At 45.0% G+C, this 11,891-nt stretch carries 13 protein-coding genes; 7 read left to right on the forward strand and 6 right to left on the reverse strand.

Annotated features, from left to right (window positions below; genetic code table 11):
* Nucleotides 1-21: 21 nt before the first annotated feature.
* The 4 genes from Q1A70_RS01835 to pspA form a co-directional block, all read right to left on the reverse strand.
* Nucleotides 22-1,086, reverse strand: coding sequence for an efflux RND transporter periplasmic adaptor subunit (locus Q1A70_RS01835; RefSeq protein WP_299686397.1), 1,065 nt, complete (start codon nucleotides 1,084-1,086; stop codon nucleotides 22-24).
* Nucleotides 1,087-1,243: 157 nt separating this feature from the next.
* Nucleotides 1,244-1,630: an envelope stress response membrane protein PspC gene (pspC, locus tag Q1A70_RS01840; protein WP_299686399.1), complete on the reverse strand. Its 387-nt coding sequence runs from the start codon at nucleotides 1,628-1,630 to the stop codon at nucleotides 1,244-1,246.
* Nucleotides 1,623-1,856 (reverse strand): envelope stress response membrane protein PspB, encoded by a 234-nt coding sequence (pspB, locus tag Q1A70_RS01845; protein ID WP_050652260.1) that lies wholly within the window; start codon nucleotides 1,854-1,856, stop codon nucleotides 1,623-1,625. The genes pspC and pspB overlap by 8 nt, the downstream gene beginning before the upstream one ends.
* 14 nt (nucleotides 1,857-1,870) lie before the next feature.
* Nucleotides 1,871-2,542 (reverse strand): phage shock protein PspA, encoded by a 672-nt coding sequence (pspA, locus tag Q1A70_RS01850; RefSeq protein ID WP_299686403.1) that lies wholly within the window; start codon nucleotides 2,540-2,542, stop codon nucleotides 1,871-1,873.
* Nucleotides 2,543-2,814: 272 nt separating this feature from the next.
* Between pspA and pspF the strand changes: the two genes are divergently transcribed.
* The 6 genes from pspF to Q1A70_RS01880 all read left to right on the forward strand — a co-directional run bounded on the left by pspF (nucleotide 2,815) and on the right by Q1A70_RS01880 (nucleotide 9,177).
* Nucleotides 2,815-3,837 (forward strand): phage shock protein operon transcriptional activator, encoded by a 1,023-nt coding sequence (gene pspF / locus Q1A70_RS01855; RefSeq protein WP_299686405.1) that lies wholly within the window; start codon nucleotides 2,815-2,817, stop codon nucleotides 3,835-3,837.
* Nucleotides 3,838-3,938: 101 nt separating this feature from the next.
* On the forward strand, nucleotides 3,939-5,561 hold the full coding sequence (gene sapA / locus Q1A70_RS01860; RefSeq protein WP_299686407.1) for an ABC transporter substrate-binding protein SapA: 1,623 nt from the start codon (nucleotides 3,939-3,941) through the stop codon (nucleotides 5,559-5,561).
* A complete protein-coding gene (locus tag Q1A70_RS01865) occupies nucleotides 5,561-6,523 on the forward strand; it encodes an ABC transporter permease subunit (protein WP_299686410.1) in 963 nt (320 codons plus the stop codon). Before sapA ends, Q1A70_RS01865 begins: the two co-directional genes overlap by 1 nt.
* Nucleotides 6,510-7,397 (forward strand): ABC transporter permease subunit, encoded by an 888-nt coding sequence (locus Q1A70_RS01870; protein WP_299686412.1) that lies wholly within the window; start codon nucleotides 6,510-6,512, stop codon nucleotides 7,395-7,397. The genes Q1A70_RS01865 and Q1A70_RS01870 overlap by 14 nt, the downstream gene beginning before the upstream one ends.
* On the forward strand, nucleotides 7,397-8,398 hold the full coding sequence (locus tag Q1A70_RS01875) for an oligopeptide/dipeptide ABC transporter ATP-binding protein (protein WP_299686414.1): 1,002 nt from the start codon (nucleotides 7,397-7,399) through the stop codon (nucleotides 8,396-8,398). The genes Q1A70_RS01870 and Q1A70_RS01875 overlap by 1 nt, the downstream gene beginning before the upstream one ends.
* Nucleotides 8,395-9,177 (forward strand): ATP-binding cassette domain-containing protein, encoded by a 783-nt coding sequence (locus Q1A70_RS01880; protein WP_299686416.1) that lies wholly within the window; start codon nucleotides 8,395-8,397, stop codon nucleotides 9,175-9,177. Before Q1A70_RS01875 ends, Q1A70_RS01880 begins: the two co-directional genes overlap by 4 nt.
* 261 nt (nucleotides 9,178-9,438) lie before the next feature.
* Here the strand turns inward: Q1A70_RS01880 and Q1A70_RS01885 are convergent, their stop codons facing one another.
* Nucleotides 9,439-9,828, reverse strand: a complete 390-nt coding sequence (locus tag Q1A70_RS01885; RefSeq protein ID WP_004734596.1) for a DUF2750 domain-containing protein — start codon at nucleotides 9,826-9,828, stop codon at nucleotides 9,439-9,441.
* Between the two features lie 141 nt (nucleotides 9,829-9,969).
* Nucleotides 9,970-10,875, reverse strand: a complete 906-nt coding sequence (locus Q1A70_RS01890; protein WP_017630461.1) for a manganese-dependent inorganic pyrophosphatase — start codon at nucleotides 10,873-10,875, stop codon at nucleotides 9,970-9,972.
* Nucleotides 10,876-11,109: 234 nt separating this feature from the next.
* Here Q1A70_RS01890 and Q1A70_RS01895 point away from each other — a divergent pair, with 234 nt between their 5' ends.
* Nucleotides 11,110-11,805 carry a putative manganese transporter gene (locus Q1A70_RS01895; protein WP_299686432.1) on the forward strand — a complete coding sequence of 232 codons (696 nt, stop codon included), beginning with the start codon at nucleotides 11,110-11,112 and terminating at the stop codon, nucleotides 11,803-11,805.
* Nucleotides 11,806-11,891: the final 86 nt, after the last annotated feature.

Here is an 11,891-nt window from a genome sequence, read left to right on the forward strand (position 1 = left end):
CTGCACAGTATTTAAGCTAATTTAGACGAAAAAAGTGCTCAAAAAGTCAGGTGATATTGGTTGAAAAAAGAGAAATTTTACAGCCTCAACGCCCGGTTCAAGGCCATGAACCCCTGAAGTCACAATGCGGTCTCCATCACTCAGCCCAGATACAATTTGACGTTTATCATCGATAACAATGGAAACGCTCTCAACAATGCCATCGTTATTAACACGCCATACAGAGACCTCATCGCCATTGGTCATCATTGCTGAGGTGGGTATTTTTGTGGCCGCTGCGAGTGCAGATACCAAATTAACCGTACCTGACATACCCGGTAAAATACCGACATCACTAGGTCTTTCCATGATCATAGTGACTTTATAAGAGCCTGTTTTTGGATCGGCTTCTGTATCCACTTCTTGAAAAGTGAGACTGTAAGAGTGCTCTGGAAACGCGTCGAATATCATGGTGGCATCGGTCTCAAAGCCTGATGAAAAACGGGTAATCAATTGATCAGGCAGTAAGAAAACCACTTTAAGGATCTGATTGGTTTGAATATTCATCACGCCTTGCTTCGCAGCGATATATTCGTGATTTTCAGCAGGGATGATAGAGATCGTTCCGTCATAAGGAGCGGCCAAAGTGGTATAACCTAGATTCGCTTTGGCTTGATTAAGCACCGCCCGCGCTGAGTTATGGTTGGCTTTGGCTTGGTCAAAATCTTGCTCAGAGACTACGCGATCTTTTCGCAGTTTGATTGACCGTTGATATTGAACATCAGCAAGTTTAAAATTCGCTCTCGCTTGTTTTTCAAGCAGTTGATACTCGTCGGGATTGAGCGTAGCGAGTGGATCACCTTTGGAAACATCTTGTCCTGATGTGACGTCGATGGTTTGCAATAGGCCTGGGACACGAAAAGCTAAAACGGCTTTATCACCCGCTTCGGTCGTCGCCGGAAAGTCTCGTTCAAAGGCATTGCTGCCCACAGAGACGGTAAAAAGTTTGGCGGGTCTGGATTCGGGTTCAGGGACCGGAGGGAGCTCCTTCCCACACCCTGATAACCCAGCTAAGGTCATCATAAGAACTGCGCAGGCTTTGTACATTATCGATCATCCATATCTATAAGTATTTTTATAACATAGATTACCCACATGCAACTTACCAGCTATCGCAAGATTTATTCCGGTAAAATTGCTAAAAAAAATAACGGCTTGGGATAAACTACCCAAGCCGTTATACGATACTTTTCCGATACTGAAATTACATCTTCTTAAATTCGCGGTCGACCTTGAAAGTATCAGAGGTCACATAAGCTTCCATATTGCGGACACTGGACTCTAACTTCTGGAAATCCCCCTCCAACGTGTCCAATAAAGACTCAGCCGTTTGTCCTTTTTCCCAAGGCTTTTGCTTCAACGTGTGCTCTTGTTTAGCCTTCATCTCATTGACATATTGAATAGGCTGCTTTTCCAGCATGAAAGTCAGCGCAATATACGCCAGCAATATCAGAAAGCTCCCACCAAGCAGCGCCGCAGATATCACCAGAATACGAACCAGCCAAACTTCTAGGCCAAAATAGTTCGCTAACCCTGCACATACACCTGATAGCTTGCCTTGAATGGGATCTCGATACAGATCTCTATTCATAGTTTCGTCTCCAGTTCGGCGACTCCGCGTCCAGTATTTTTTCTAGCGTTTTCACTCGGTCTTGCATGGATTCGGCTTGCGCAGAAAGCTTATGCAGACGTTGAAGATCTGTTTCTGAAAGACCATTGCTGGATTTCTTCTTGCTGCGGTAATGTAAGAATAACCATAGCGGCGCCACAAAGATTAAGAAGGCAATCAGTGGGCCTGCAATTAGAAAGGTTGACATGGGCTGCTCCTAAATTATTTATCGCGGTTTTCAACTTGTTGCTTCAATTTCGCCAGTTCTTTTTCAATGTCATCTTGCGCTTGTAACTCTGCGAACTCTTGATCCAGAGATTTTGCATTACCCGTTTTGGCGTAAACATCCGCTTCAGCTTCCAATTCATCCACTTTACGTGAGAATTGCTCAAACTTCGCCATCGCGTCGCTGGTTTTGCTTGAGTGCAGATGTTTTTGTACATCACGACGATTGCTTGCGGCATTATTACGGATCATTAGTGCTTGCTGCTTGGCGCGAGTTTCTTCGATTTTGGTTTCAAGCTTGCCAATCTCACGGGTGAGTTTTTCAATGGTTTCATGCACCAAAGTTTGCTCTGTATGAAGGCTCTTAATGATGTCTTCGAGTTTTTGCTTTTCAATCAACGCCGCTCTAGCTAGATCTTCACGCTGCTTGGTCAACGCCAGCGTCGCTTTATTTTGCCAATCTAGGATCTGTGACTCGATAGCTTCAACTTTACGCGCGAGTTCTTTCTTGTCTGCAATAGCTTTAGCCGAGTTCGTGCGAACCTCTACCAGTGTGTCTTCCATCTCTTGGATAATCAGGCGAATCATCTTTTCAGGATCTTCAGCCTTATCTAATAGTGAACTAATGTTTGAATTTACAATGTCTGCAAAGCGAGAAAAAATACCCATGGGAAACTCCTTAATGGCAGTGATAACAAATAGTTTTTAAATCGCCGTTTGGATTCTCAACCACCTGCTCACAAATTTACGTTTGTTGTTAAACCTGCCATAAGTAATCCAAGTTGCGTGCCAACTTCTTAGCTATTTATTATCAAAGAGTTACAATAACATGGTGATTATCCCAACCCATGCTATGATAAATTTAACCAAGTATTGGTAATTTTCACCACCACTTCCTCTGGAGAATGGCGACCAATACGCAAACCACACAAGGGCCCGTTATGCAGCAGAATCTTATTGGTGAATCTCCAAGTTTTCTCTCTGTTCTCGATAAAGTGTCTCAGTTAGCCCCAATCGAAAGACCCGTGCTGATCATTGGTGAGCGAGGGACAGGTAAAGAACTGGTCGCTCAAAGGCTGCATTACCTGTCAAAACGTTGGGATCAACCTTTGATTGCTCTAAACTGCTCAACACTGAGTGAAGGCTTAATTGACTCTGAGTTATTTGGTCATGAATCTGGCGCGTTTACTGGCTCTAAAGGTCGGCATCAAGGTCGCTTTGAAAGGGCGGAAGGCGGCACTCTGTTTCTCGACGAATTAGCGACGACCCCTCTAGCCGTTCAAGAAAAGCTCTTGCGCGTGATTGAATACGGCCAATATGAACGTGTGGGCGGACAAAAAGCACTAAGTGCAAACGTAAGATTGGTGTGCGCGACCAACGCTGACTTGCCTAATATGGCACAAAAAGGCGAGTTCAGACCCGACCTATTAGATAGGCTGGCATTTGACGTAATTACTATCCCGCCACTTCGCGAGCGCAAAGAAGACATCACGCTACTCGCAGAGCACTACGCGATCAAAATGTGCCGTGAATTAGAGCTAGAGTTGTTTGTTGGCTTTGCTCCTTCTGCTGTTGAAGCACTATTAGATTATTCTTGGCCGGGCAATGTGAGAGAGCTTAAAAATGTCATTGAGCGAGCTATCTACCAGCACGGTAAAAACCCATACCCTATTGAATCTTTAGTATTTAACCCATTTAAAAACGAATGGAATAATGAACAAGATTCGACACAAGACGTTGGCAATGCTCCGACTGACAACCATACTTCCTCTGATACTCCGTTTACTTTGCCGCTTGATTATAAAGCATGGCAAGAGCAACAAGACATCAAACTGCTTAATCAAGCCTTAAAACAGAGCAAGTACAACCAGAAGCAAACGGCAGAATTGCTGGGGCTAACCTACAACCAATTGCGAGGAATGGTGAGGAAATATGCGATTGTCGGGCAAGCCAACGATAAATAGCGGTCACTTAGGATTATTATTTGGAGCACAATCAATAAAATGTTAAATTATCCGGATCTTGAGGCTCTTCTAACACCTCGTTTCGACAAGTATTTCTTTTTATGAAAGCACTAATAAGACTATCACTAAGTATCTGCCTACTGAGCTTTTTAGCAGGGTGTAGTGAAAGTGTGGATCACACGGAAATCCGTGAAAATGGCTTCACTTATTGCGGTCAAGGTAACCCTAGCACCTTCAATCCTCAACTGGTTGATAGCGGAATTACATCAGAATCGCTAAGCCCTCAGATCTTCGATACATTGCTCACTCTTGATCCCATGACTTACCGACCAAAACAGAACTTGGCAACCCGTTGGTCTGTTAATAAATCAGGTACAGAATATACATTCAAACTGCGCCCAAATGTTGCGTTCCAGACGACAGACTGGTTCACTCCCACTCGTAGCATGAATGCACAAGATGTGGTCTTTAGCTTTGAGCGTGTTGTTAACAGTTCAAACCCATTTCATTATGTGGGCGGTGGTCTCTATCCATGGTTTGCAGGCATTGATTTCCAGAATCTGATTGTCGATATCAGCGCAGTTGACGACCTCACGGTGAAATTCCAATTAAGTCGCCCAGATAATTCATTTCTCAATAATATCGCTACCAGCTATGCGGTTATCCACTCAAAAGAGTATGCCAACCAGCTTATTGCTGCCGACGAAAAAAATGACATCGATTCTAAGCCAGTCGGCACTGGACCGTTCTACTTAGCTGAATACCAAATCAACGATCTCGTGCGCTTGAAAAAGAACCCAAATTATTGGAAGGGTGACGTACAAATGGACCAAGTTGTGTTCGACACATCACAGCGTGGAACGGGCACACTCGCCAAGCTTTTACGTAATGAATGCGACGTATTGAATTCTCCTATTTCAAGTCAAATTCCTGTCATTCAAGATCATGAAGAACTGATGATCACAGCGACACCAGCGGTCAATGTATCGTTTATCGCGATCAACACTGAGCACCCAGCACTGAGTGATTCTCGGGTTCGTAAAGCGCTCAACCTAGCGATCAATCGCCAGAATATTCTCGATTCTGTTTATTATGGAACCGGAACCAAGGCCTACACATTATTGCCTCCTACCTCTTGGGCGTACCCGAAAGACAATATTCAGGTTCGTTATGATCGAAATTACGCCATCGCGCTTCTGAAAGAGGCCGGGGTTGAGTCGGGGTTAGAACTTTCTATGTGGGTACCGTTAGAACCTAGAGCTTACAACCCAAGTCCGAGAAAAACCGCAGAGTTAATCCAATCGAATTTTGCCGATATCGGCGTCGAATTGAAACTCTATACAGACGATCGATTCGATCGTACGCAACTGTCTTCGATAGCCTCAACCGATCTACTGCTTACGGGTTGGATTGGCAACACCGGCGATCCCGATAATTTCTTACGTCCCCTGCTGTCTTGCGGTTCTGAACGCGCCGGATTGAACGTCTCTATGTGGTGCAATTCTGATTTTGATTTCCTTCTGGATCTCGCCTTAGAAATCAACCAACAAAGACACCGAGTAAACTTGTATCGTCAAGCGCAAAATATCCTGAATGAAGAGGTTCCCGTTATACCTCTCGCCCACGGAGTCCAGTTCCGCGTACACGATCGCTCGCTCACTGGCTTTAAGCAGAGCCCCTTCAATGCTCAGCCTTTTGATCAAGTCACAAGGGAGGTGCACTGATGTTTTGGTATACATTAAGACGGATAAACTTATTTGTGATTACGCTGGCGATTCTGACGTTAGTTGGATTCTCGCTACTTCGTCTTGACCAAACCTCACCTTGGGCAATTCAAGATTTTTGGCCCGGTTGGCTGAGTTATATCACAGAACTGTCGGCACTTAACTTTGGTTTAAGCAAGCACGGTGTGCCTATCATTGATGAACTGGCGGTGGTGTTTCCTGCAACTTTAGAACTGTGCTTCTTTGCTTTTGTACTGGCGTTGTTCATTGGTATTCCTTTTGGCACGATCGCAGGCATGAGACAAGGTAAATTTATCGATACCACCATATCGTTTACCTCAATGGCTGGTTACTCAGCACCAATATTTTGGCTGGCGCTAATGATGATCATGGTCTTCTCTCTGCACTTTGAGATGTTCCCTGTAGGCGGTCGATATGATCTACTTTACGAGATTGAGCATGTTACCGGCTTTGCGATGATTGATGCGTTCTTCTCTGAAGGTCAGTATCGATCGCACGCTCTGCAAAGTGTGATTGAACACATGGCGCTACCTTGCTTCGTCTTAGCGCTCGCACCAACAACGCAGGTTATCCGTCTGATGCGCTCCTCGGTGGCTGAAGTCATGAAGCAAAACTACATCCGCGCGGCGCGTATCAAAGGCCTATCAACCATAGAGATCGTCACACAGCACGTGTTAAGAAATGCGATACCGCCGATTATTCCTAAGGTCGGTATTCAGCTATCAAGTATGTTAACCCTCGCGATCATTACCGAGTCTATTTTTAACTGGCCGGGGATTGGACGCTGGTTACTGGATGCGCTTTCCAATCAGGATTACGTCTCAATTCAAGCGGGAGTTATTGTCATGGCAACGCTGGTTTTGACGGCAAATATTCTGTCCGATCTATTGGGCGCGACGATCAACCCTCTGGTAAGGAAGGAATGGTATGCTAACAAATAATGTCTACCAAGAAGAGCTGATCCCAACCCAGTTTGAGCGTTTCTGCCGCAGCTTTCGTGCCAATAACCTCGCGATGTTTGGGCTATGGTGTTTAGCTTTCATTATTCTTATCACCATCACTTCGCCTTGGTTGGCCCCGCATGATGCGCAAGAACAAACCGGTCATCTGCTGACCCCACCCTCTTGGGATCCAGCCGGAACCGTTGAATATTTCTTAGGTACTGATGATTTGGGTCGAGACATTCTTTCTCGTCTGATTATTGGCTCTCAGCTGACATTTGGTGCCGCCGTTGTAATTACCTTTATCGCAGCAGTCATCGGCTGTGTCATTGGCGTACTGGCGGGTATGACGCGGGGATTGCTATCAAGCACACTTAACCACTTGCTTGATACCGTCATGTCGATCCCATCGTTACTACTTGCGATTATCTTTGTGGCATTTCTTGGCTTTGGTGAGTTTAATATCTTGCTTGCCTTATGTTTAGCACTCATTCCACGCTTCATTCGCTCGGTGTATATTGCCGTTCACGCCGAAGTAGAGAAGGACTATATTCTCGCTTCTCGCCTCGATGGTGCCAACGACTTCTACCTATTATGGAACTCTATCCTCCCCAATATTCTTACTGTAATTGCACTCGAAGTAACACTGGCTCTGTCGGTTGCCATTCTGGATATCACCGCTTTGGGTTTCTTAGGACTCGGAGCTCAAGCACCGAGCACCGAATGGGGCTCCATCTTGGGTGACTCGGTTGAGCTGATTTACCTAGCACCATGGACAGTTACCCTACCCGGCCTCGCTATTATGTTTACAGTCATTGTGATTAACCTTGTCGGTGAAGGTGTTCGTCAAGCACTCAATGCAGGAATCGAATAATGCCGTTACTTGATATTCGACATCTCACCATCGAAATTGAAACGCCTCAAGGTCTGGTTAAAGCGGTAGATCGAATGAGTATTACCCTTAATGAAGGGGAAATTCGTGGTCTAGTGGGCGAATCAGGCTCAGGCAAGAGTTTGGTCGCAAAAGCGATCGTAGGGGTTTGTAAAGAAAACTGGAAGGTGTCTGCCGACCGGATGCGCTTAGGCAATATAGACCTACTGCAACTCACCCCGAAAGAAAGACGTCGCGTGATCACACGTGATATCGCAATGATATTCCAAGAGCCTTCAACCTGTCTTGATCCCTCCGAAAACGTGGGAAATCAGCTGATTGAAGCCATTCCTTCTCGTTCATTTGAAGGCCGTTGGTGGCAGCGATTTAAATGGCGTAAAACACAGGCGATTGCGTTACTGCATAAGGTTGGTATCAAAAACCACGCACGCATAATGGACAGCTACTCCTACGAGTTGACGGATGGTGAGTGTCAGAAAGTCATGATCGCGATGGCTATTGCTGCCAAGCCAAAAATATTGATTGCCGATGAGCCAACCAATGACTTAGACCCCATCACCCAATCTCAAATTTTGCGTTTGTTGAGTAGAATGAATCAGATCAATAACACGACCATCATTCTGATTGGCCATGATTTAACCACTATTACTCAATGGGCAAATCGCATTACCGTTATGTATTGTGGACAGTCTGTCGAGTCGGCTAACACGCAAAAGCTATTGGACGCGCCTAAGCACCCTTACACAGTCGCACTATTAAAAGCGATGCCAGACTTTAACGATTGGATCCCTCACAAAGAGAAACTGCAATCTTTGCCAGGGTCTATTCCACCGCTGCAACATCTTCCAATCGGTTGCAGGCTGGGGCCGCGTTGTCCATACGCACAAAGGCAGTGTGTTGAGATCCCTCACACCACAAGGCTCAAAAGCCATAAATTTAACTGTCACTTCCCTCTGAATATGGAGAAGAAAAAGAAATCATGAGTGCATTATTAGAAGTCAGTAAACTATCCAAAGACTTTACGACACGCTCTGGTCTTTTCCGTAAAAAAATCCATCAGGCGGTAAAACCTGTGAGTTTTACCCTTGAAGCAGGCCAAACCATTGGTTTTATCGGCCAAAATGGCTCAGGGAAGTCGACATTGGCGCGAATGCTCGCCGGCATGGTTGAACCTACTGGAGGCGAAATTCGAGTCAACGGTGAGAAACTCGAGCACAAAGACTATTCGACTCGCTGCAAGTTGATCCGAATGATCTTCCAAGATCCGAACACTTCGCTTAACCCACGCATTCAGATTGGTCGAATTCTTGAAGGTCCATTGAAGCGAAACACCAACATGTCACCAGAAGCACGGATACGTCGTGTGAAGGACACATTGTTGCGTGTAGGCCTACTCCCTGAACATGCTTACTTCTATCCGCAGATGCTCGCTGCAGGTCAAAAACAGAGGGTATGCCTGGCTCGCGCATTAATCCTTCAACCATCGATTATTGTTGCCGACGAAGCGCTGAATGGTTTGGACATGGCAATGCGCTCTCAAATCATAAACCTATTCCTAGAGCTGCAAGAAGAGATGGGCGTGTCGTTCGTCTACGTATCTCAACACCTTGGTATTGTTAAGCACATCACCGACAAGATCATCGTGATGCACGAAGGTAATGTGGTTGAAAGTGGTGAAACGGATCAAGTGCTGACCAACCCAACTCACCAAATCACTCAAAGACTGGTTGAGAGCCATTTCTCCAAAGCGCCAAACCACTAGACTGATTTCGTTTTTTCACTAGCCACTAAGAGGGATAACGCATGCTAACAAAAGCTTCAATGCTTCCCCTCTTGCTTGCGGTTGTTTCTTTTAATGCCGTAAGTACACCGCTGACTTGGCTAGATAAGTCTTTTGTCGAAAGCGCCTTTGTATCAGTTGATTGGGTACTAACAAAAATACGTTGGCAACAGCTTAGGTGGGATAATTGAATGATAGCGCTGCCTAAGAAAGGCAACGCTGACTTATGATGTAACGAGAAGATTAGCGCTTAGCAGCTTGCTTCTTCAGCTCGAAGTCGAACTCATCAGGGAACAGGATAACGCCTTCTTCTTGCTCGTTCGGGAATACAACGACAGCAAGTTCATCGTCTTCTAGACCGTTCGTCCAGCGACTGTGCCATTTGTTTAACGAGATAGACTCAGCTTTACACTCAGACCAATCGCCCGTTGCCCACGACTCCGCGAATTCTTGATTAGGCCATACTGGAACACAGTCTTCATCTTCTGTGTTTAGCATTACACAACCGTGTTCATCGGTTAAGATCCATACTTCACGGTTTGCCACGATTTCTTTCACACAGTATTTAAGGCGTTGCTCACCCGTATACTTATTAATCTCAGCGATTTTTTTATCGTCTAGCTGTGTAGTCATCTTAATTTCCTACGTTAGTCAGTAACTTTGTTCATTTTATGCTGAGTAGTATTAACTTCAAATATTTCTATTGAGAAGAAAGGCTACTTCAAAGAAAAACGCCTGCTAAATAAGCAGGCGTTTATTATTTAAGTGACTTGATTAAACAAGCTCACCTTGTAGCCAAGGCCAGCCTTGCTTCTTACGGCTTAGTGTATTTTCCATCATCAATACGCCGTCTTTCTCGTGCTTAACCAATTTCTCAGCCCACTCACCTTTGTAAAGAAGACGAGTTTGCGCAGTAGTGATGTCAGTTAGCATTACCGCAGCAAATGCTAGACCGTCTTTCTCACAACGCTCTTCAAGATCAGCTTCTAGAGCTTCGATCATGCCGTCTACTTGCTCAAGAGTTGCAAGCTCAACTTGACCAACAACAACATCGCGACCGTTGAATGGGTAGCCTTTAAGGTCTTTTTCTACTAGCTGTGCAGCAGATAGGCCTTCGATGTTTGTTTTAGCGATTAGAAGTGCTTTGATGAATGCATCAACGTCTTCTACACCTGCGATTTCAGCAAGTTCAGCAACCGCGTCTTTGTCTTTTTGAGTACATGTTGGAGATGCGAAACCAACGGTGTCTGAAAGAATTGCAGACATCATTAGCTTAGCGATTTGTTGAGAGATAGCGTGACCTTCAATCTTAAACATGTTGAAAAGTACAGTGTTTGTACAACCAACAGGCCAGATCCAAGCTTCCATTGGGTTTACTGTCATCACGTCGCCTAGACGGTGGTGATCGACAATACCAACGATCTCTGCATCAGCAACATCGTCTGGTGCTTGTGCGAGATCTGAGTAGTCAACTAGCCAGATTTTCTCACCAGCAACAGAAGTACGAAGCTCTGGCTTTTCAGCACCAGCGACTTCTAGAATGTGTTGAGTTTCGCGGTTGATCTCGCCTTGGCGAATTGGTGTCGCTTCCTCGCCACGAGCTTTAAGAAGCTCTGTTGCAACTAACGCACTACAAATACTGTCACTATCAGGGTTTTTGTGACCAACAACTAAAATCATGTTTCTTCCTATTACACTAACAATTATGACTCTACCTTTAGAGCCTCTCTTTATTAGCCATACTTTACCTCATTTTTTTAGATTGGTCATGTTTCCTAGGTTTAGCCAACAGTAACAATAGATAAAAAACAACAAATGTAATTGATAATTATTATCATTCGCATGTATTTATCTTCAGCCACTAATTTTGAGTAACACCTATGGATCGTCTAACCTCTTTTTTGCCAAGCAATCGTGCTTCGAAAACAACTCAGTTTTCACTGTCATTTAAACGACTGCCATTACCTATCTCTTAGCAAAGCCGCAGTTTCAAAAAAAGCGATCAATTTACAAGGTTACCTATGGTCTGTGCTGATTACTCCCGGCGCTGCGGTGGCTCTACTTGGTTCTTTTCAAGTGGACGTAAACGAGTTACTCGCGTTGCCTGAAATGTCGATGGAATGGGCGGGGACAATTTTATTGATTAGCTCGATGTTTCTATGGGGCCTCACTCGCGAAATTGAAGATTATAAATCAGCAGTAAGTGAAGATGAGAAATGTTTAGGCTCTCATCCACTGCAAAAAACCGCTCAAGACACCAACTTTGTGACAGCATGGGTTGTGGCTGCCTTTCTTTTCTTCGAATTTGGCTCTGTGCTAGCAAATGTGGATTTTACGACGCTATTCTCAAGTTGGGGGATCATGCTCCCCCTGGCGGGCGTGTTGATGGGTTTGCTACCTGGCTGTGGTCCACAATTATTGGTCACTAGCCTGTACCTATCAGGTGCGTTTCCACTTTCGGCTCAAGTAGGTAATGCGATTTCAAATGATGGTGATGCGCTATTCCCTGCAATTGCGATGGCACCTAAAGCAGCGCTCGTCGCCACCTTGTATTCGAGTGTGCCCGCTTTGATCTGTGCATACGGTTATTGGTTAATATTCGAACTTTAGGCTTAAGTTTCTATTCAAGGATCAAGTTTTTATCCAAGCTTTTCGCTAATCTCCATAGGTTTCTAACAGGCTGGTACTTTGTATCG

Source organism: uncultured Vibrio sp. (genome assembly GCF_947488985.1).
In the GTDB taxonomy this organism is placed as follows: domain Bacteria; phylum Pseudomonadota; class Gammaproteobacteria; order Enterobacterales; family Vibrionaceae; genus Vibrio.

What these genes read in the sequence shown, in the direction of transcription:
- sapA (WP_299686407.1), top strand. Translation starts at nt 3,939, where the DNA reads ATGAAAGCACTAATAAGACTATCACTAAGTATCTGCCTACTGAGCTTT.
- Q1A70_RS01870 (WP_299686412.1), top strand. Translation starts at nt 6,510, where the DNA reads ATGCTAACAAATAATGTCTACCAAGAAGAGCTGATCCCAACCCAGTTT.
- pspB (WP_050652260.1), bottom strand. Translation starts at nt 1,856, where the DNA reads ATGTCAACCTTTCTAATTGCAGGCCCACTGATTGCCTTCTTAATCTTT.
- pspC (WP_299686399.1), bottom strand. Translation starts at nt 1,630, where the DNA reads ATGAATAGAGATCTGTATCGAGATCCCATTCAAGGCAAGCTATCAGGT.
- Q1A70_RS01880 (WP_299686416.1), top strand. Translation starts at nt 8,395, where the DNA reads ATGAGTGCATTATTAGAAGTCAGTAAACTATCCAAAGACTTTACGACA.
- pspA (WP_299686403.1), bottom strand. Translation starts at nt 2,542, where the DNA reads ATGGGTATTTTTTCTCGCTTTGCAGACATTGTAAATTCAAACATTAGT.
- Q1A70_RS01875 (WP_299686414.1), top strand. Translation starts at nt 7,397, where the DNA reads ATGCCGTTACTTGATATTCGACATCTCACCATCGAAATTGAAACGCCT.
- Q1A70_RS01885 (WP_004734596.1), bottom strand. Translation starts at nt 9,828, where the DNA reads ATGACTACACAGCTAGACGATAAAAAAATCGCTGAGATTAATAAGTAT.
- Q1A70_RS01890 (WP_017630461.1), bottom strand. Translation starts at nt 10,875, where the DNA reads ATGATTTTAGTTGTTGGTCACAAAAACCCTGATAGTGACAGTATTTGT.
- pspF (WP_299686405.1), top strand. Translation starts at nt 2,815, where the DNA reads ATGCAGCAGAATCTTATTGGTGAATCTCCAAGTTTTCTCTCTGTTCTC.
- Q1A70_RS01835 (WP_299686397.1), bottom strand. Translation starts at nt 1,086, where the DNA reads ATGTACAAAGCCTGCGCAGTTCTTATGATGACCTTAGCTGGGTTATCA.
- Q1A70_RS01865 (WP_299686410.1), top strand. Translation starts at nt 5,561, where the DNA reads ATGTTTTGGTATACATTAAGACGGATAAACTTATTTGTGATTACGCTG.